Annotated in this window: 19 protein-coding genes; 3 read left to right on the top strand and 16 right to left on the bottom strand. The window is 70.5% G+C overall.

The window, feature by feature from the left end:
• Positions 1-5: 5 nt before the first annotated feature.
• From DEI85_RS07355 to DEI85_RS07345, 3 genes are all read right to left on the bottom strand, one after another.
• Entirely contained in the window at positions 6-188 is a 183-nt protein-coding gene (locus DEI85_RS07355) for a hypothetical protein (protein ID WP_027465751.1), read from the bottom strand.
• A gap of 236 nt (positions 189-424) precedes the next feature.
• Complete coding sequence (rpsD, locus tag DEI85_RS07350; protein WP_017887166.1) at positions 425-1054, bottom strand: 30S ribosomal protein S4; 630 nt, start codon at positions 1052-1054, stop codon at positions 425-427.
• Positions 1055-1288: 234 nt separating this feature from the next.
• Positions 1289-2641 carry a replication-associated recombination protein A gene (locus DEI85_RS07345; protein ID WP_110858982.1) on the bottom strand — a complete coding sequence of 451 codons (1353 nt, stop codon included), beginning with the start codon at positions 2639-2641 and terminating at the stop codon, positions 1289-1291.
• 129 nt (positions 2642-2770) lie between these two features.
• Between DEI85_RS07345 and DEI85_RS07340 the strand changes: the two genes are divergently transcribed.
• Positions 2771-3583: a peptidylprolyl isomerase gene (locus DEI85_RS07340; RefSeq protein ID WP_110858983.1), complete on the top strand. Its 813-nt coding sequence runs from the start codon at positions 2771-2773 to the stop codon at positions 3581-3583.
• 113 nt (positions 3584-3696) lie between these two features.
• Positions 3697-4929, top strand: coding sequence for a DUF349 domain-containing protein (locus tag DEI85_RS07335; RefSeq protein WP_027465754.1), 1233 nt, complete (start codon positions 3697-3699; stop codon positions 4927-4929).
• A gap of 118 nt (positions 4930-5047) precedes the next feature.
• On the opposite strand, the gene DEI85_RS07330 is transcribed toward DEI85_RS07335, so the two are convergent.
• The 5 genes from DEI85_RS07330 to DEI85_RS07310 are packed head-to-tail and all read right to left on the bottom strand — an operon-like array spanning position 5048 to position 8313.
• Positions 5048-6010, bottom strand: coding sequence for a bifunctional riboflavin kinase/FAD synthetase (locus tag DEI85_RS07330; RefSeq protein WP_110858984.1), 963 nt, complete (start codon positions 6008-6010; stop codon positions 5048-5050).
• 8 nt (positions 6011-6018) lie between these two features.
• Complete coding sequence (locus DEI85_RS07325; RefSeq protein ID WP_110858985.1) at positions 6019-6474, bottom strand: hypothetical protein; 456 nt, start codon at positions 6472-6474, stop codon at positions 6019-6021.
• Between the two features lie 45 nt (positions 6475-6519).
• Positions 6520-6885 (bottom strand): hypothetical protein, encoded by a 366-nt coding sequence (locus DEI85_RS07320; RefSeq protein WP_110858986.1) that lies wholly within the window; start codon positions 6883-6885, stop codon positions 6520-6522.
• Positions 6882-7844, bottom strand: coding sequence for a tRNA pseudouridine(55) synthase TruB (gene truB / locus DEI85_RS07315; RefSeq protein ID WP_111123647.1), 963 nt, complete (start codon positions 7842-7844; stop codon positions 6882-6884). The genes DEI85_RS07320 and truB overlap by 4 nt, the downstream gene beginning before the upstream one ends.
• A 22-nt stretch (positions 7845-7866) precedes the next feature.
• Positions 7867-8313: a hypothetical protein gene (locus DEI85_RS07310; protein WP_111123646.1), complete on the bottom strand. Its 447-nt coding sequence runs from the start codon at positions 8311-8313 to the stop codon at positions 7867-7869.
• Positions 8314-8365: 52 nt separating this feature from the next.
• On the opposite strand from DEI85_RS07310, the gene DEI85_RS07305 reads away from it, so the two are divergent.
• Positions 8366-9292, top strand: a complete 927-nt coding sequence (locus DEI85_RS07305; RefSeq protein ID WP_502868684.1) for an iron-sulfur binding domain-containing protein — start codon at positions 8366-8368, stop codon at positions 9290-9292.
• Here the strand turns inward: DEI85_RS07305 and rbfA are convergent.
• The 8 genes from rbfA to DEI85_RS07265 all read right to left on the bottom strand — a co-directional run bounded on the left by rbfA (position 9289) and on the right by DEI85_RS07265 (position 19438).
• Entirely contained in the window at positions 9289-9762 is a 474-nt protein-coding gene (gene rbfA / locus DEI85_RS07300; RefSeq protein WP_111123645.1) for a 30S ribosome-binding factor RbfA, read from the bottom strand. The two genes, DEI85_RS07305 and rbfA, sit on opposite strands and share 4 nt — an antisense overlap.
• A 112-nt stretch (positions 9763-9874) precedes the next feature.
• Complete coding sequence (gene infB / locus DEI85_RS07295) at positions 9875-12724, bottom strand: translation initiation factor IF-2 (RefSeq protein ID WP_111123644.1); 2850 nt, start codon at positions 12722-12724, stop codon at positions 9875-9877.
• A gap of 74 nt (positions 12725-12798) precedes the next feature.
• Positions 12799-13110: a YlxR family protein gene (locus DEI85_RS07290; protein ID WP_031259737.1), complete on the bottom strand. Its 312-nt coding sequence runs from the start codon at positions 13108-13110 to the stop codon at positions 12799-12801.
• A gap of 68 nt (positions 13111-13178) precedes the next feature.
• A complete protein-coding gene (nusA, locus tag DEI85_RS07285) occupies positions 13179-14174 on the bottom strand; it encodes a transcription termination factor NusA (protein ID WP_027465762.1) in 996 nt (331 codons plus the stop codon).
• Positions 14175-14317: 143 nt separating this feature from the next.
• On the bottom strand, positions 14318-16069 hold the full coding sequence (locus tag DEI85_RS07280) for a proline--tRNA ligase (protein ID WP_111123643.1): 1752 nt from the start codon (positions 16067-16069) through the stop codon (positions 14318-14320).
• Positions 16070-16191: 122 nt separating this feature from the next.
• Positions 16192-17346: a flavodoxin-dependent (E)-4-hydroxy-3-methylbut-2-enyl-diphosphate synthase gene (gene ispG / locus DEI85_RS07275; RefSeq protein ID WP_181436376.1), complete on the bottom strand. Its 1155-nt coding sequence runs from the start codon at positions 17344-17346 to the stop codon at positions 16192-16194.
• A 56-nt stretch (positions 17347-17402) separates the two neighbouring features.
• Positions 17403-17963 (bottom strand): cysteine hydrolase family protein, encoded by a 561-nt coding sequence (locus DEI85_RS07270; RefSeq protein WP_110858993.1) that lies wholly within the window; start codon positions 17961-17963, stop codon positions 17403-17405.
• The gene (locus DEI85_RS07265; protein WP_111123641.1) at positions 17960-19438 is read right to left on the bottom strand and encodes a purine-cytosine permease family protein; all 1479 of its coding nucleotides are present in this window, start codon (positions 19436-19438) and stop codon (positions 17960-17962) included. The genes DEI85_RS07270 and DEI85_RS07265 overlap by 4 nt, the downstream gene beginning before the upstream one ends.
• Between the last annotated feature and the right edge of the window lie 19 nt (positions 19439-19457).

Here is a 19457-nt window from a genome sequence, read left to right as displayed (position 1 = left end):
AGCGCTCAGACGTCGGTACGGAGCTCGGCCTCGCGCGACCGGTAGCCGTCCGCGACGGCACCCGTGAAGGCCTTCGTCTTGGCGTTCACCTCGGCGAAGAGCCGGGCGCCACCGGAGGTCTGGGCGACCCGGTGTGCGACGGCGAACCCGATGACGATGCCGACGGCGACGAAGAACAGCTGTTTCACGGTGCCTCTCCCTCTGTGCACCCGGGCGGTGCATGCCCGGACAAGCTTAGTCGCCGGGCACTTCCACGCGTCCCCGTCTGCAAGACGCCGTCGTGTCGGCGCGACGCCGCCGAAACCGGCGGCGTCTCGCGCACACCGAGGCGCCTCGCCGAGACGGCGGCGTGTTCCGGTGCCGGAACGCCGAACGGCGGGTCGCCCTCGAGAGGACGACCCGCCGTTCGGGTGTGATCAGTGGATCAGCGAGCTGCGTAGTACTCGACGACGAGCTGCACTTCACAGGTCACGGGGACCTCGGCGCGCTTCGGGCGACGCACGAGGCGGGCCTGGAGCTTCTCGATCTCGACCTCGAGGTAGCCCGGGACCTTCGGGAGGACTTCCTGGTGGCCACCGGCAGCGGCGACCTGGAAGGGCTCCATCGACTCGGACTTCGCCTTGACGTGGATCAGCTGGCCCTCCTTGACGCGGAAGGAGGGGCGGTCGACGAGCTTGCCGTCGACCAGGATGTGGCGGTGCACGATCAGCTGACGGGCCTGCGCGGTGGTGCGGGCGAAGCCGGCACGGACCACGAGGGCGTCGAGGCGCTGCTCGAGGAGCTCGACCAGGTTCTCACCGGTCAGGCCCTTCGTCTTGCGGGCCTCTTCGAAGACGATGCGGAGCTGCTTCTCGCGGATGCCGTACTGGGCGCGCAGACGCTGCTTCTCACGGAGGCGGACGGCGTAGTCGCTGTCCGCACGACGGCGCGTACGGCCGTGCTCACCGGGCCCGTAGGGGCGCTTCTCGAGGTAACGGGCAGCCTTCGGCGTCAGCGGGATGCCGAGTGCGCGCGACAGGCGGGTCTTGCTGCGGGTACGTGACTTGGTAGACACAGGGTCCTTTTCTCTGTTCGAACTGAATACTCACCGGAGGCCGGGCACGCGAGTGCCGGTGGCCCCGACGACGGGATCCAGAGGGATGAGCCTGTGGGATCGGACGGCTACAGTCCGAACCTCTGCCCCCGTACCACCGGAGTGGCACTCTGTCCTCGACGCAGCCGTGCTCGAGGACCAGGACGTAGGCCCGGCAATGCTAGCAGCATCGGGGCGAGCGCAGAAGCACCGACGCTAGTGGCCGCGTGTGATCTTCCGGAGTCGTTCGAGCCGCGGCCCGACCTCGCGCTCGTACCCGTTGGCAGTCGGCGTGTAGTACTCGGTGCCCTCGAGTGCGTCCGGCAGGTACTGCTGCTCGGCGACCCCGTGCTCGGCGTCGTGGGAGTAGACGTACCCCTTGCCGTGCCCGAGGCGCTTCGCCCCGGCGTAGTGCGCGTCGCGCAGGTGCATCGGGACCGTGCCCATGCGCCCCGCCTTGACGTCGGCCATCGCCTGGTTGACCCCGTTGTAGGCGGCGTTCGACTTCGGCGCCGTCGCCAGGTAGACGACCGCCTCGGCCAGCGGGATCCGCCCCTCGGGCATCCCGATGAGCTGGACGGCCTGGGCCGCCGCGACGGCGATGGGCAGCGCCTGCGGATCGGCCATGCCGATGTCCTCGGACGCGGAGATGATGATCCGCCTCGCGATGAACCGGGAGTCCTCGCCGGCCTCGATCATCCGGGCGAGGTAGTGCAGGGCGGCGTCGACGTCGCTCCCCCGCACCGACTTGATGAACGCGCTGATGACGTCGTAGTGCTCGTCGCCCTGTCGGTCGTAGCGCAGCAGGGCCCGGTCGACCGCTGCCGCGACGGTGTCGGCATCGACGACGGGCACGGTGTCGTCGTCCTCGTCCTGCGCGGCGCTGGCCGACGCCGCCGCGGCCTCGAGCGCGGTGAGGGCACGTCGGGCGTCACCGGACGCGAGCCGGATGATCGCGCTGCGGGCTTCGTCACCGAGGACGACGGCACCGCCGAGCCCGCGGGGGTCTTCCACCGCGCGGTCGACGAGCATGCCGAGGTCGGGATCGGTGAGCGGTTTGAGCGTCAGGAGCAGCGAACGGGACAGCAGCGGCGAGATGACCGAGAACGACGGGTTCTCGGTGGTGGCCGCGATGAGGATGACCCACCCGTTCTCGACGCCGGGCAGCAGGGCGTCCTGCTGGGCCTTGCTGAACCGGTGGATCTCGTCGAGGAACAGCACCGTGGTCGACCCGTACAGGTCACGGTGGGTCAGCGCCTTCTCCATGACCTCGCGCACGTCCTTCACACCGGCGGTCACGGCCGAGAGCTCGACGAACTCGCGACCGGACTGCCGTGCGATGGCCTGCGCCAGCGTGGTCTTGCCGGTTCCGGGTGGTCCCCACAGGATCACGGAGACCCCGCCGGGGTTCTCACGCGTGCCGGTGGCGAGCTGCACCAGGGGCGAACCCCGGCCGAGCAGGTGCTGCTGACCGGCGACCTCGTCGAGGCTGGTGGGGCGCATCCGGACGGCGAGTGGGACGGAACCCTGCGCGAGACCGGCGCGACCACCCGTGGTGGGCGCGTGCATTCCCGAACGATCCGCTGCCATCCTGCAATCGTAGGCCGGTCCACCGACGCAGGCCGCGCCTCCCGACTGGTGGCGGCGACCGTTCGGCTACGCTCGTTGCACAATGCGACGAGAGGGCAGACCAGCACCGTGGCACCGAAGAACCCAGCGCGTGACAACCGTGAGGCGCGCGAGCGCCTCCGCCTCTACCAGGCCCGCCAGGGCCTCCACGAGCGGCAGCGACGCCGCCGCGTGCGGGACAACCTGATCGGCGCCGGTGCCCTCGTCCTCGTCGCGGCCCTCGCCACCGGGTCGCAGCTCGCCTTCGCAGGATCGCGGGGATCGGACGCCCAGGCCCCGAGCGCCTCCGCGTCGTCGACGGCCACGCCGTCGGCCAGCGCCACGGCCGGCAACACCGGCGACGTGCCGAGCAAGTCGATCGCGAAGGGCACGACCTGGACCGGCACCCTCACGCTCAACGAGGACATCGACCTCGGCATCGAGCTGGACGGCGCGAAGGCGCCGCAGGCCACGAGCGTCGAGATCTCGTTGATCCGTGAGCAGTTCTACAACGGCACCACCTGCCACCGGCTCGCCGACAGCGACGGGCTGAAGTTCCTGCAGTGCGGCTCCGCGAACGGCGACGGCACCGGTGACGCCGGCTTCGAGTACGGCCCGCTCGAGAACGTGCCGGAGGACGGCGTCTACGAGGAGGGCACGATCGCCATCGCACGGTCGGACTCCCCGTACTCGCAGTCGACGCAGTTCTTCATCGTCTACGGGGATACCACGCTCGACGGCTCCACGGGCGGCTACACGGTCGTCGGCAAGGTCACGAGCGGGCTGTCCGAGCTCGAGTCGAAGATCGCCGCGAAGGGCATCGCATCGCCCGGCGGCGACGGCACCGGCGAGCCGAAGGTGGCGACGAAGATCACCGACGCGACCATCGCGGAGCAGAAGTAGTCCACAACCCGGCGCACCGGTCGGGCGGCGGAGCCCGTCCGTGCAATAGGCTGACGACCTGACCGTGCCGACGGTGACGTCGGCGATGCACGACCACGATCGAGGCGAGACCTGTGGGATCTGACGAAGCAACGACCTGGGGGCGGGTCGACGAGAACGGGACCGTGTACGTCCGGTACGAAGAGACCGAACGTGCTGTCGGTGAGTACCCGGACGCCACCCCCGAAGAAGCCCTCGCCTACTTCGCGCGGAAGTACGCCGACCTCGAGGGGCAGGTGAAGATCGCCGAGCAGCGCGTCCAGCGCGGTGCGTCGGCGAACGACGTCGCCCGGACGGTGGAGCACCTGACCGCTCTGGTCGCCGACGCGCGGGTGGTGGGTGACATCAAGTCGCTCGAGACCCGCGTGGGCGCGCTCACCGAGCAGCTCGGCTCGCTCACCAAGGAGCAGGCGGAACAGGCGCAGCAGGCGCTGCAGGACGCCCTGGCGCACCGCACCGCCCTGGTCGAGGAAGCCGAGGCACTCGCCGCGGTGGATCCGGCGCGCGCGCAGTGGAAGCAGATCACGGCGCAGCTCGACGACGTGTTCGCGCGCTGGCAGCAGCACCAGCACGACGGCCCGCGCATCCCCAAGAACGAGGCCAACGACCTCTGGAAGCGGTTCCGCGCAGCGCGGTCCACCGTTGACCAGCACCGTCGTGCCTTCTACTCCGAGCTGGACGCACAGCACCGTGACGCCCGGACCCGCAAGCAGGAGCTCGTGGCGCAGGCCGAGGCCCTCGCGCCCCGCGGTTCCGACGCGATCCCGGACTACCGCCAGCTCCTCGACGACTGGAAGAACGCCGGGCGTGCAGGCAAGCGCCACGACGACGCACTCTGGGCGCGCTTCAAGGCCGCCGGAGACGTGCTGTTCGAGCAGCGCCACGCCGAGAGCGCAGCTGAGAACGAAGAGTTCTCCGCCAACCTCGAGGCGAAGCAGGCCCTGCTGACCGAGGCCGAGCCGCTCCTGCAGGCGACCGACCGGGTGGCCGCGCGCAAGACCCTCACCGGGATCCAGCGCCGGTGGGACGAGATCGGCAAGGTCCCCCGCGGTGACGTCCGTCGGGTCGAGGACCGCCTGCGTGCCGTCGAGGACCACGTGCGTGGGCTCGAGGACGCGCACTGGAAGGAATCGAACCCGGAGCGCAAGGCCCGTCAGAACGGCCTCGCGAGCCAGCTGGAAGACGCGATCGGCAAGCTCCAGTCCGAGCTCGCCGCGGCGCAGGCCACCGGCGACGCCCGGAAGATCAAGGACGCGCAGGAAGCCCTCGACGCCCGCAAGATCTGGCTCGACGCCCTGGGCGGCTGAGCCTCCGCACCACGAACGACGCCCCCGTGACCGATCGGTCACGGGGGCGTCGTTCGTGCCGGGGGAACCAGCGGGCGAGCCGGACCAGCGTGCTGGCCGATCCAGCGTGCTCAGCAGGTCAGACCGGCGCGGGCAGTCCGAGCAGCAGCCGGATGTCGAGGTCGTCCTGCCGCATCTGCGCGGCGAGCTCGTCCATCGACGAGAACTTCACCATGCCGCGCACGTACGACACGAAGAGCACCGAGATGCGATCGCCGTACAGGTCGATGTCGACGTCGAGCAGGTGCGCCTCGATCTGCTTCGCCGGCACGCCCTCGAACGTCGGGTTGTTGCCGACCGACACCGCTGCCGGGTAGACGGTGCCGTCGTGCAGCACCCGGGCGGCGTAGACGCCGTCGGCGGGGACGAAGCCCTCGCACGCCGGGTCGAGGTTCGCGGTGGGGTACCCCATCGCCCGGCCGCGCTGGTTGCCGTGCACCACGACGCTCCGCACGGCGTGTTCCCGCCCGAGGAGTCGTGCGGCCTCGGCCACACGGCCCTGACCCAGGAGCTCCCGGATCCAGGTGGAGGACACCCGGCGCTCACCGTCGGGTCGGACGTCGTCGATCAGGTCCACGTCGTCGATGAGCTCGACCGTGAACCCGTGCTGCTCCCCCATGGCACGCAGCAGCGCGACGTCGCCGGCGCCCTTCGCGCCGAAACGGAAGTCGCTGCCGACGAAGACGAGCCGGGCGTGCAGGGTGTCGACGAGGATCTCGGACACGAACGCCTCGGGCGACTTCGACTGCAGTTCCTGGTCGAACCGGAGCAGCAGGGTGGCGTCCACCCCGGCATCCTCGAGCAGTTCGCGGCGCTGCGCGGTGCTCGTCAGGGCCGGCGGGACGTGCGGCGGGTCGATGACGTTGAGCGGGTGGCGGTCGAACGTGACCACGGTGGCCACGAGGTCGTGCTCGCGAGCGGCACGCTCGAGGTGTGCGATGACGGCACGGTGCCCGACGTGCACGCCGTCGAACTTGCCGATGGTGACCGCACTCGGCCCGAACCCGTCCGCCACGTCGGCGGTGTCCTCGTAGAACTGCACGGCTGCTCCTACTCGCTCGCCGGGGCGGTGGACGAGGACGCAACCGGTGCCGACGACTCGGTGACCGCGGTGCGGTGGTGCTTGCGGAGCCACCAGAGCCCGGCGATCGGCAGCACGAGCGGCGCGAAGGCGTAGCCCATCCCGTAGTACGACCAGATGGTGTCGTCGGGGAACAACTGGCGGTCGAACAGCGACAGGGTGCCGATGACGAGCACGCCGGTCATCTCGAACACGATCGTGACGCAGGCGACCCGGTACCAGAACCGGCCGGGCACGATGAGGGCGATCATCGCGACGATGTAGACGACGGCAGCGATGGCACTGAGCGTGTAGGCGAACGGTGCGAACGAGAACTTCTCGATGATCTGCACGACGCTGCGTCCGGTCGCCGCCAGCGCGAGGATGCCGTACACGGCGATGAGGACGCGGCCGATGCCGGTCGCGAGTGAGGATCTGGTCGCCATTGCACCGATTCTACCGACGCGCGGCTCCGCGCATGACCTCTGGCGTCAGTTCAGCGCGAACCAGATCTGGTACATCCGGTAGACCATCACCGCGACGGTGAAGGCCCCGGCGCCGAGCACCACGGTGCTCCACTTCGTGCGGTCGACCAGTGCCCACACGACCGCGGCCGGTGGGACGAGCAGCACCGACACGGCGTACACCCCGAACTCGAGCGCGTTGCCGTCGGGCGGACTGCCCGTCGCGGGCAGCACGATCGAGATGACGCCCTGCACCAGGAGCAGCAGTTCGATGAGCACGAGGGCGCCGACGGTGTAGTCGTTCGGCTTCCAGCCGATGAACCCCACGACGACTGCGAAGAGCCCCACCACCACGGCGAGCACCAGCTGCACCCACATGTACCACTCGATCACGCGCGGGCTCCGGTCTGCGAGGAGGACGACGCACCGGGCGTCGGGAAGTTCGTGATGACCCGGAGCAGTCCACGGCGGACGGAGACGAGGCCGACCAGCCGGTCGTCGGACGCGGTGACCGCTGCCACCGGACCGTCCGAGTCGGGGTGCTCGGCCGCGACGCGCTTGCCGTCGCTGAGGTCCTTCGCCGAGGCTGCGTCGAGGGTCACGGACGAGAAGAGCCGCCGGGCGATGTCCGCCGGACGTGCGAGCGCGGCGCGGACGTCGACGGTGTCGTCCTCGAGGTCGATCGCGTCCTGCACGTCGAACGGTCCGACGCGGGTCCGCCGGAGCGCGACGAGGTGCGCTCCGGTGCCGAGGGCAGCGCCGACGTCACGCGCGAGCGCGCGGACGTAGGTGCCCGACGAGCAGGTCACGACGACGTCGAGGTCCACCACGGCGACGTCGGTGCCGTCGACGGCGACGGTCCGCTCGTTCCGCGTCGTCACGTCGAACTGCGAGACGGTCACCGTGCGCGACTTGAGCTCCACCGCCTCGCCCTTGCGCGCCAGGTCGTAGGCACGGCGCCCGTCGACCTTGATCGCGCTGACCGTGGACGGGACCTGGTCGATCACACCCCGCTGTGCTGCGACGGCGGTCTCGACGGCGTCGTCCGAGACGTCGGCAGCGATCACACCGACGGCAGCGGTCGGCGTGCCGTCGGCGTCGTCCGAGTCCGTCGAGACACCGAGCCGGATGGTCGCCGTGTAGGTCTTGTCCAGGCCCACCAGGTGCGTCAGCAACCGGGTGGACGGCCCGATGCCGAGCAGCAGCAGCCCGGTGGCCATGGGGTCGAGGGTCCCGGCGTGGCCGACCTTCTTCAGGCCGAGGCGCCGACGGGCGATGGAGACCACCCGGTGGCTGGAGATCCCCTGCGGTTTGTCGACGAGGAGGATGCCGTCCGGCGCGGTTTCGAGCACCAGGCGAGATTACCAGCGCCGGTCAGCAGGCGTCGTTCCACTCGCGACGGGGATGCTCGGGATCGGTGACGTCGAGCACGGCGGAGGCCGCGATCTTCACGTCGGCACGGCGCTCGAGCCGGCCGGACTCCTGCTCCACCCACAGCGACCAGCGCCACAGGGTACGCACCCCCGGGGCCAGGACGCCCCGCCCGTGCACGACCAGGACACCGTCACCGGCTCCGGTCGTGCGGAACGGCGTCACCAGGTCGGACCGGAGCGTGTCCTGGTCGGCGGACGGCGCGGCTGCCGCCATCGCGGAGACCCCGTGCTGCTCGAAACCGGTGACGAGCGCGGCCGCGACCCGTTCGAGGTCGGTGCCGTCCTGCCCGTCGACGCCGATGACGGTGCGGTTCGTGCCGACCTGCGCGATCGCCTCTGCAGCGATCGCAGCCATCGTGTCGGTCTCTTCTGGTGCCCAGCGTGCCATGCGTCCACCGTAGGCTGTCGAGGTGAACGCGCGTCGGGCCTCCAGACCGGATGTGGACGAACCGACCGCGCGACGCGGCGTGCAGGAGCCGGCCACGCCGGAACGGCCCGACATCGCGACCCCGCTGATCGCGTGGTTCCGGCAGCAGGCGCGGGACCTGCCGTGGCGGCGCCCCGGCTTCCCCGCGTGGGGGACGCTCGTCAGCGAGATCATGCTGCAGCAGACGCAGGTCGCGCGCGTGATCCCCCGTCTGGAGGCGTGGCTCACCCGGTGGCCGACGCCTCGCGACCTCGCGGACTCGCCGCCGTCCGAGGCGGTGCGTGCCTGGGACCGGCTCGGCTATCCGAGACGCGCGCTCGCGCTGCACGCGGCGGCGACCGCCATCGCGACCCACCACGGCAACGTCGTGCCGCGCGACGTCGACGCCCTGCTCGCGCTGCCGGGCATCGGCGACTACACCGCGCGGGCCGTCGCGGTCTTCGCGTACGGCGACCGGCACCCGGTCGTGGACGTCAACGTGCGCCGCGTGCTCGCACGTGCGGTCCTCGGCCAGGGCGAACCCGGGCCGGCGAAGGCGAAGCAGGACCTCCCGCTGATGGAGTCCGTGCTGCCGGCGGACCGCGACGACGCAGCCGCCACGAACGCCGCCGTGATGGAGCTCGGCGCGCTCGTGTGCGTGTCCCGCTCCCCCGCGTGCGACGCGTGCCCGATCGCGGACCGCTGCGTGTGGCGTGCGGCGGGGTACCCGGAGCACGACGGGCCGCGAGTTCCGCGGCAGGCGAAGTTCGCCGGCAGTGACCGCCAGGTGCGCGGTCTGATCATGGCCGAGCTGCGCGCCAGCGACGTGCCGGTCACCCGGTCCGAGATCGAACCGGTGTGGCCGGACGCCGACCAGCGCGACCGGGCGCTCGCGTCGCTCCTGCGTGACGGACTGGCCGTCGGCGACGACGCGAGCGGCTACCAGCTGCCCGGGACCTAGGAACGCGGCTCGGCGGAGCCGTCGGTCTCGGCAGCGTCGTCGGCTTCGTCGTCCTCGTCGCGCTTGTACGGGTCGGCGTCGCCGGCGTACGTCGCGCCCACCGAGGCTGCCCGCACCTGCTCGTCACGCACCTGGGCCTGCACGAGCAGGTCCTCCATGTGTGCCGAGGTCTCGGGCAGGGCGTCGGCGATGAACTCGAGCGACGGCGTGAGCCGGGCGGTGATGTTCTTGCCGACCTCGGACCGGAGCATGCCGGTCGCGGCCTTGAGCGCCGCGGCCGAGTCCGCACGCTCCTCGTCGGTGCCGTACACGGTGTAGAAGATCGACGCGTGCTGCAGGTCACCGGTCACACGGACGTCGGTGATCGTGACGAACCCGAGTCGCGGGTCCCGCAGACCCTTGTCGAGCCGACGTGCGACGACTTCCTTGATGCGGTCCGCCATCTTGCGTGCGCGCTGCGGATCGGCCATTGGTGCCTCCTGAGGCAGTGGCGGGACGCTTCCCGCCGGTGGTCCTGCGTGGGAAAGGGGTCGGGCCCCGGCCTCCCGCACGGGGAGGCCGGGGCCCAGAGGAGTCACGCGATCAGTCGCGCGGCTTCTCGACGAGTTCGGTCGTCTCGACCTCGTCGCCGATCTGGATGTCGTTGAACTTGCCCAGACCGATACCGGCTTCGAAGTCCGTGCGGACCTCGGTCACGTCGTCCTTGAAGCGACGCAGCGACTCGATGGCCAGGCCATCGGCGATCACCACACCCTCGCGGATGACGCGCGCCTTGGCGTTGCGCGTGATCGTGCCGGAGCGGACGATGACACCCGCGATGTTGCCGAACTTCGAGGAACGGAACACCTCGCGGATCTCGGCGACGCCCGACTGGACCTCTTCGTACTCGGGCTTGAGCATGCCCTTGAGGGACTGCTCGATGTCGTCGAGTGCGTTGTAGATGACCGAGTAGAAGCGCACGTCGATGCCTTCACGCGCCGCACGCTCACGGGCCTTGACGTCCGGACGGACGTTGAAGCCGATGACGATGGCGTTGTCGATCGTGGCGAGGTCGATGTCCGACTCCGTGATCGCACCGACACCGCGGTGCAGGATGCGGAGCTGGACGCTGTCGTCGACCTCGATGTCCAGGAGCGACTGCTCGAGTGCCTCGACGGCACCGGAGACGTCACCCTTGATGATGAGGTTGAGCGACTCGACCTTGCCCTCTTCGAGAGCACGGGTGAAGTCCTCGAGCGAGATGCGCTTGCGCGACTTCGCCAGCAGGGCGTTGCGCTCGGCGGCTTCACGCTTCTCGGCGATCTGACGAGCCGTGCGGTCCTCTTCGGTGACGAGGAAGGTGTCACCGGCGCGGGGCACCGAGGACAGACCCTGCACCTGGACCGGGCGGCTCGGCGTCGCGGCCTTGACCGCGACCCCGTTCTCGTCCGTCATCGCACGGACTCGGCCGTAGGCCGTGCCCGCCACGATGGCGTCTCCGACGTGGAGCGTGCCGGACTGGATGAGGACCGTGGCGACTGCACCGCGACCCTTGTCGAGCCGGGCCTCGATCGCGACACCACGGGCGTCCTTGTCGGGGTTCGCACGCAGGTCGAGACCGGCGTCCGCGGTGAGCAGCACGGCGTCCAGGAGTTCCTGGATGCCGATGTTCTGCCGCGCCGACACGTCGACGAACATGACGTCGCCGCCGTACTCCTCGGCCACCAGGTTGTACTCGGTGAGCTGCTGGCGGACCTTGGCGGGGTTCGCGCCTTCCTTGTCGATCTTGTTGACCGCGACGACGATCGGCACACCGGCCGACTGCGCGTGGTTCAACGCCTCGATGGTCTGGGGCATGATGCCGTCGTCCGCCGCGACCACGAGGATCGCGATGTCCGTCACCTGGGCACCGCGGGCACGCATGGCCGTGAAGGCCTCGTGACCCGGGGTGTCGATGAAGGTGATCGGGCGGTCGATGCCCTCGTGCTGGGCGACGATCTGGTACGCACCGATGTGCTGGGTGATGCCACCGGCCTCGCCCTCGACGACCTTCGAGTTGCGGATCGCGTCGAGGAGGCGGGTCTTGCCGTGGTCGACGTGACCCATGACGGTGACCACCGGCGGCCGCTGCTGCAGCACGTCGTCGTCTTCGTCCTCGAGTTCTGCGTCGAGGTCGATGTCGAAGCCCTCGAGGAGCTCCTTGTCCTCGTCCTCAGGCGAGACGATCTGGATCTTGTAGCCCAGCTCGTCACCGAGGACCTCGAACGTGGCCTCGTCCAGCGACTCGGTCGCGGTCGCCATCTCACCGAGGTGGAACAGCACCGTCACGAGGTTGCCGGGCATGGCGTCGATCTTGTCCGCGAAGTCCGAGATGCTCGCACCACGACGGAGTCGGACGACCGTGTTGCCGTCGCCGCGAGGGACCTGCACACCGCCGAGCGACGGTGCCTGACGCATCTCGTACTCGGCGCGCTTCGTCCGCTTCGACTTGCGGGCACGGCTCTTGCCGCCACCGCGACCGAACGCACCGGCGGTACCACCACCGGGGCCACGACCACGGCCACCGCCACCGGCGGGACGCGGGCCGCTGAAGGCCGGACGCGGGAAGCCGCCACCGGCACCGCCGCCGGCACCCGGACGGGCACCGGGGCCGCCACGGCCACCACCCTGGCCCGGGCGCTGCCCGAAGCCGTTGGGACGGTTGCCCTGACCGGGGCCACCCGGACGCGGAGCACCCGGACGGGGCGTGCCCGGACGCGGGGGCTGCGGACGCGGGATGCCACCGCCACCGGCTGCGCCGGCGGCCGGGCGCTGGCCCATGCCCTGGTTGGACGAGTACGGGTTGTTGCCGGGGCGCGGCGGGCGCGAGCCCATGCCCTGGTTCGACGAGTACGGGTTGTTACCCGGACGTGCACCGGGCTTGGGGCCACCCGGCTTCGGACCGGCGGCCGCGGGAGCCTTCGGGCTGGTGCCCGGCTTCACGGCGTCGGACTTCGGCGCTGCGTCGGTCGACCCGCCTGCCTCGGCGGCCTGCTTCTCAGCGGCCTGCTTCTCGGCGCGGGCCTTCTGCGCGGCCTCGGCCTCGGCCTGTCGCTGGGCGACGGACTTCGGTGCGGCCGGTGCGGGCACGTCGGCAGGGGGTGCTGCCGGGGCCTCGGGCTCGGGAGCCGGTGCCGGACGAGCCGGGCCCGGACGGGGGCCGCCGGGCTTCGGTGCACTCGACTTCGGCGCGCTTGCCTTGGCGGGTGCGCTCGGCGCGGAGGCCGAGGCGGCGGGCTTCGCCGCGGGGGCGCCGTCTGCCTGGAGGGCGGCACGGAGCTTCCGTGCCACGGGGGGCTCGATGCTCGAGCTGGCACCCCGGACGAACTCGCCGAGCTCCTTGAGCTTCTCGAGTGCGGTCTTGCTGTCGACGCCGAGTTCGCTTGCGATCTCGTGTACGCGTGGTTTAGCCACTGTTCTCCTTCACGGGTCCCACCCCGTGAAGGGGCAGGACTCAATGGATGACGGGTCTCATTTCGAGCCGCTCATCAGTTGTCCATAAGCCGTTCAGCCTGTTCTGTCATGTCCGGGCGCTCGGCCGGTTCCTGTGGGAGACCGACGATGTGGTCGAGCACCGCGGACGTGTCGGGATCGCGATCCAACCGGAGCGCACGGCGGAAAGCCCTGCGCTTGACGGCCAGATCGTAGGCATCGACGGTCGGTGTGAGCCACGCTCCCCGCCCCGGCATGACTGCCTTCGGATCCGCCACGACACGGCCGTCGCTCAGGGCGACGACTCGGAGGAGGGAGGATCGGGAAGCGCGACGACGACTGCCGATGCACGTTCTGACGGGAACCACTCTACTCCTTGCCTCGGACGTGCGCGATCCGGCGCGCCCTCGCAGGGCGCGCCGGGAGCGAAATCGTCCTAGTCCTCGCCGTCCAGGATGGAGTCCGGCTGGATGTCGATGCGGGCACCGGTGAGCTTCGCGGCGAGGCGGGCGTTCTGCCCTTCCTTGCCGATCGCGAGCGACAGCTGGTAGTCCGGCACGAGCGCGCGGACGGCCTTCGTCGAGGCGTCGAGCACGAACGCACTCGTCACCTTGGCCGGCGACAGGGCGCTCGCGACGAACGACGCCAGGTCGGACGAGTAGTCGACGATGTCGATCTTCTCGGCACCGAGCTCGTTCGTGACGGCCCGGACACGTGCGCCGAGCTCGCCGATGCAGGCACCCTTCGCGTTCACACCGGGCTCGTTCGCCTTGACGGCGATCTTCGTGCGGTGCCCGGCCTCGCGGGCGAGCGAGGTGATCTCGACGACACCGGACGCGATCTCCGGGACCTCGAGCGCGAAGAGCTTCCGGACGAGGCCCGGGTGCGTGCGCGACACGATGATCTGCGGGCCCTTGTTGCCACGGGCCACGCTCGTCACGTAGACGCGGATGCGGGAGCCGTGCGTGTAGGACTCCCCCGGCACCTGCTCCTCGGGCGGCAGGATCGCCTCGATCGTGCCGAGGTCGACGTGCACCATCTTCGGGTTCGGGCCCTGCTGGACCACGCCCGCGACGATGTCGCCTTCCTTGCCGCGGAACTCGCCGAGGATCTTGTCGTCGCCGATGTCGCGCAGGCGCTGGTTGATGACCTGCTTCGCCGCGAAGGCCGCGATGCGTCCGAAGTCACTCGGCTGGTCGACGGCTTCACCGATGACGGTGCCCTCGTCGTCGAGCTCGGGGACGTAGACGCTGACCTCGCCGGACTTGCGGTCGAGCTCCACACGCGACTGCGCGTGAGCCGGCTCGCCGTTCTCGTCGGCGTGCTTCTGGTAAGCGGTCAGGATGGCAGATTCGATGATCTGGACGAGCTCGTCGAACGGGATCTCCCGCTCGCGCTCCATGAGTCGCAGGACTGCGAGATCGATCTTCACCGAGGTGCCTCCGTATTCAGATGAGTCGCTCCTGCGGGGTGGAACTGCGCAGAAGTCGGCCACAAGCCTACCCCAGAACCAGGAGACGGACAGGAGGCCCGTGGCGGCGTCGCCACGGGCCTCCTGTTCGTCAGGGGTCGCGTCTAGATCGCCCGGACCGCGTCGAGCAGGCCGGCCACAGGCACGTCGCGGCGGTCGCCGGTCGCGCGGTCCCACAGCTCGACGACGCCCTCGGCGGCGCCGCGGCCGGCGACGACGACGATCGGCATGCCGAGCAGCTCGGCATCGCGGAGCTTCACGCCGGGCGACACCTTCGGGCGGTCGTCGTACAGCACGTCGAACCGCTCGCCCTCGAGCTCCGCGACGACGGAGGCCGCCAGGTCGTAGGCGACCTGGTCACGTCCGGTGGCGACGATGTGCACGTCGAACGGCGCGACGTTCTTCGGCCAGACCAGGCCCTTCTCGTCGTTGTGGGACTCGGCCAGGATCGCGAGGATGCGGGTCACGCCGATGCCGTACGAGCCCATCGTGACCGTGGCGAGCTTGCCGTTCTCGTCCTGCACCTTGAGACCGAGCGCCTCGGCGTACTTCCGACCGAGCTGGAACACGTGCCCGATCTCCATGCCGCGAGCGGTCTCGAGCGGGCCGGAGCCGTCCGGGGACGGGTCACCGGCGCGGACGTCGGAGACCTCGACGACACCGTCGGCCACGAAGTCGCGGCCGGCGACGAGGCCGGAGACGTGCACGCCGCGCTCGTTGGCGCCGGTGATCCAGCTCGTGCCGTCGACCACACGGGGGTCGACGAAGTAGCGGATGCCGGTGGCGCTGTCGGCGCCGAGGACCTGCGGGCCGATGTAGCCCTTCACCAGGCCCCGGTGCTTCTTGAAGTCGTCGTCGCCGGCGGCCTCGACCGCGGCCGGGGCGAACGACACCTCGGCGCGCTTCAGGTCGACGTCGCGGTCACCGGGCAGGCCGACGACCACGACCTCGCGCGTGCCGTCGAGGTGGGTGAGCGCGAGGACGACGTTCTTCAGCGTGTCGGCCGCGGTCCACGGAGCACCATCGCGCGGCGCGACCTGGTTCGCGTGGGCGACGAGCGTGTCGATCGTCGGGGTGTCCGACGTCGGCAGCAGCACGGGCTCCGGCTGGCCCTCGATCGGCAGCGACTCGGGGACGGGGGTGACGTAGGCCTCGACGTTGGCCGCGTAGCCGCCGGCGCTGCGGACGAAGGTGTCCTCGCCGACGCCGATCGGGTGCAGGAACTCCTCGGACTTGGAGCCGCCCATCGCGCCGGCGTCGGCCTTGACGATGACGTAGTCGAGGCCGAGGCGGGCGAAGATCTTCTCGTACGCGTCGCGCATGACCTGGTAGCTGCGCTCGAGGCCCTCGTCGGTGAGGTCGAACGAGTACGCGTCCTTCATGGTGAACTCGCGGCCGCGCAGGAGTCCGGCGCGGGGCCGGGCCTCGTCGCGGTACTTGTCCTGGATCTGGAACAGCGTCACCGGCAGGTCCTTGTAGGACGAGTACAGGTCCTTCACCAGGAGCGCGAACATCTCCTCGTGCGTGGGCGCGAGCAGGTAGTCGGAGCCCTTGCGGTCCTGCAGGCGGAACATGCCGTCGCCGTACTCGGTCCAGCGGTTCGTCGCCTCGTACGGCTCGCGCGGCAGCAGCGCCGGCAGCAGGACCTCCTGCGCACCGGCGGCGACCATCTCGTCGCGGATGATCGCCTCGATCTTGGCGCGCACCCGGAGTCCGAGCGGCAGCCAGGCGAAGATCCCCGGGGACTGGCGACGGACGTACCCGGCGCGGACGAGCAGCTTGTGGCTCGTCACCTCGGCGTCGGAGGGGTCGTCGCGGAGCGTACGGAGGAACAGATGCGAAAGCCGTGTGACCACGGGGCAAGCCTAGTGGCGGTGCCTGCCGGTGCGTGCGGCCCCTCGCACCACGCGCGAGAACGACGCGTCGCGCGCCACGCGCGAGAACGACGCGTCGGGCGCCCACCGCGCGAGAACCGGCGCTAGACGGTCGTGACGACCTGGGGCGTGCCCGTGGCGGCGGCCGGACCCATCTCGTCCGCGATGCGGTTCGCCTCGTCGATGAGGGTCTGGACGATCTCGGCCTCGGGCACGGTCTTGACGACCTGGCCCTTGACGAAGATCTGCCCCTTGCCGTTGCCCGAGGCGACGCCCAGGTCGGCCTCGCGTGCCTCGCCCGGGCCGTTCACGACGCAGCCCATGACGGCGACTCGGAGCGGGACGGTCATGCCCTCGAGCCCCTTGGTGACATCGTTCGCGAGCTGGTACACGTCCACCTGCGCGCGACCGCAGCTCGGGCAGGAGACGATCTCGAGCTTGCGCTCCCGCAGGTTGAGCGACTGCAGGATCTGCAGGCCGACCTTGACCTCTTGCGCGGGCGGGGCGGAGAGCGACACGCGGATGGTGTCGCCGATGCCCTCGGCCAGCAGGATGCCGAACGCGGTGGCGCTCTTGATGGTGCCCTGGAACTCCGGGCCGGCCTCGGTCACGCCGAGGTGCAGCGGCCAGTCGCCGGCGGCGGCGAGCTGGCGGTAGGCCTTGACCATGACGATCGGGTCGTTGTGCTTGACCGAGATCTTGAAGTCGTGGAAGTCGTGCTCCTCGAACAGCGAGGCTTCCCACACGGCGGACTCGACGAGCGCCTCGGGGGTGGCCTTGCCGTACTTCTGCAGCAGGCTCGGCTCGAGCGACCCCGCGTTCACGCCGATGCGGAGCGAGACGCCGGCGTCCTTGGCGGCCTTGGCGATCGCGCCGACCTGGTCGTCGAACTTGCGGATGTTGCCCGGGTTGACGCGGACGGCGGCACAGCCGGCGTCGATCGCCTGGAAGACGTACTTCGGCTGGAAGTGGATGTCGGCGATCACGGGGATCTGCGACTTCTTCGCGATGATCGCCAACGCGTCGGCGTCGTCCTGGGTGGGCACGGCGACCCGGACGATGTCGCAGCCCGAGGCCGTGAGCTCGGCGATCTGCTGCAGCGTGGCGTTGATGTTCGTGGTCTGCGTCGTGGTCATCGACTGCACGGACACCGGGGCGTCGCCGCCCACGAGCACCTTGCCGACCCGGATCTGCCGCGACCTGCGACGCGGAGCGAGGGTTTCGGGGGACTTGGGCATACCGAGGTTGACTGCGGGCACGTGAGCACTCTACGCGCTCGGTCTGACCGTGCCGGGTCCGGTCCCCGTGGGTCCGTTCAGAGGTCCCCGACCGAGTCCACGACGGTGATGAGCGGGGCGTAGAGCCGCATCACCGCGAGCGCACGGTCGTGGTCCTCGTCGGTCCCGCCGGCGCACGCGTCGGCCACGACGGTCACCGTCGCACCGGCGTCGGCCGCCGCCAGCGCGGTCGACAGCACGCAGCAGTCGGTCGAGACCCCCGTCAGCACCAGGTGCGGGTGGTCGCCGACGACGGCCTGGAGGCTCGTCCCCCACTTGCCGAAGGTCGGCTCCGTCACGACGGGGTCGTTCCGGTCCGCGGCGGCCGACGCGAACGGCTCGGTGAGCGCGTACAGCGGGTCGGCGTCCGGGACCAGTGCGAAGGGCCAGTCGCGGTAGTACGGCACCCACGCGCCCTCGGGCTGCGCCGGTGCCACGAAGCGGGTGAACACCGTGCGGCCCGTGAACCGCGGCAGGAGCCGCTCGACGCCGGCGCCGGCGTGGTCGTACCGCGGTGCGGCCCACGGGTTCTCGCCGGTGAAGACCTGCTGCATGTCGATGACGACGAGCCAGGCGTCGTCGCGGATCGCAGCGCTCATCGCAGGCCATCCGGGGTGCCGAGTGCTTCCTGACGGCGGATCGACCCGCGCGCGAACAGCAGCGTGCCGAGGAACCCGACGACCAGGGCGACGAGGACGCCGAGGTTCGCGTACGCCCACGGCCCCTCGCGGCCACCGAGGCCGAACGGGCCGAGCAGGTAGCCCTGCCAGTTGAGCCAGGCGGGGACGCCGTAGGTGTTCGTCACGAGGCCCCACCCGAGCACGGTACCGAGCACGACGAGCGCGATCGGCAGCCATCGGACATCGCCGTAGCGCCCGCGGCGGTCGTCCAGCTCGGCCTCGGCGTAGGAGCGTCGACGGAGCAGCACGTCGGCGACGAAGATCCCGGCCCACGCGGCGATCGGGACGCCGAGGGTCACGAGGAAGGCCTGGAACGGCGAGATGAAGTCCTGCGCGAAGAAGGCGACGTAGACGGCACCGGCGACCATGATCACGCCGTCGACGCCCGCGGCCGCCGGACGCGAGATCTTCACGCCGACGCTCAGCAGTGCGAGGCCCGACGAGTAGATGTCGAGGACGGCTCCCCCGACGAGTCCGAGGATCGCCACGATCGCGAACGGGATGAGGAACCAGACGGGGAGCACCGTCGTGAGCGCGCCGATCGGGTCGGCTCCGATCGCGTCGTTCAGGTCCGGTGACGACCCCGCCAGCATCACGCCGATCACCACGAGGACTGCCGGTGCGAGGGCACCGCCGAACGTCGTCCAGCCGACGACACCGCCCGTCGAGGCGTTCCGTGGCAGGTACCGCGAGTAGTCAGCGGCGGCGTTCACCCAGCCGAGTCCGAACCCGGTCATCACGAGGACGAGCGCCCCGATGACGTTCTGCCCGCTGCCGGACGGGAGGGCACCGAGCGCTGCGAAGTCGATCGTCGGCGCGGCGAGCACGATGTAGACAACGGTCAACACGGCGGTGACGACGGTGATCACGGTCTGCAGGCGCATGATGACGTCGAACCCGGCGATGCCGGCTCCGACGATCAGTGCGGCGACCACGACGAGCGCGACGATCTTCGTCAGCACCCCGCCGTCCCAGCCGAGCTCGGTGAACACCGTCGAGGTCGCCAGGACCGCCAGCGCGGCGAGCGACGTCTCCCACCCGACGGTGAGGACCCAGCTGAGGAACGACGGCACGCGGTTGCCACGGACCCCGAAGGCCGCGCGGCTCAGCACCATCGTCGGCGCGGACCCGCGTTTGCCGGCGATCGCGACGACGCCGCACAGCAGGAACGAGAACACCACCCCGATGACCGAGACGATCGTCGCCTGGGCCAGCGAGATGCCGAAGCCGAGGACGAAGGAGCCGTAGCTCAGGCCGAGGACGGAGATGTTGGCGGCGAACCACGGCCAGAACAACCCCCTCGGGGTGCCCTTCCGGTCGGACTCGGCGATGACGTCGAGCCCCTGGCGTTCGACGGCGCGAACCTCGGGCGGGTTCGTGGCGGCTGTGCTCATGCGCTGAGCGTAGTGGCTC

Source organism: Curtobacterium sp. MCBD17_026 (assembly GCF_003234895.2).
Taxonomy (GTDB): domain Bacteria; phylum Actinomycetota; class Actinomycetes; order Actinomycetales; family Microbacteriaceae; genus Curtobacterium; species Curtobacterium flaccumfaciens.
Note: the sequence above shows the minus strand (reverse complement) of the source record. Positions and strands in the feature narration are given on the sequence as shown.

Bases quoted from the DNA above. Each gene is read 5' to 3' on its own strand.
- DEI85_RS07310 (WP_111123646.1), bottom strand. From the start codon at position 8,313: ATGGCACGCTGGGCACCAGAAGAGACCGACACGATGGCTGCGATCGCT.
- DEI85_RS07325 (WP_110858985.1), bottom strand. From the start codon at position 6,474: ATGGCGACCAGATCCTCACTCGCGACCGGCATCGGCCGCGTCCTCATC.
- DEI85_RS07345 (WP_110858982.1), bottom strand. From the start codon at position 2,641: ATGCACGCGCCCACCACGGGTGGTCGCGCCGGTCTCGCGCAGGGTTCC.
- rbfA (WP_111123645.1), bottom strand. From the start codon at position 9,762: ATGGCCGATCCGCAGCGCGCACGCAAGATGGCGGACCGCATCAAGGAA.
- DEI85_RS07270 (WP_110858993.1), bottom strand. From the start codon at position 17,963: ATGAGCGCTGCGATCCGCGACGACGCCTGGCTCGTCGTCATCGACATG.
- DEI85_RS07265 (WP_111123641.1), bottom strand. From the start codon at position 19,438: ATGAGCACAGCCGCCACGAACCCGCCCGAGGTTCGCGCCGTCGAACGC.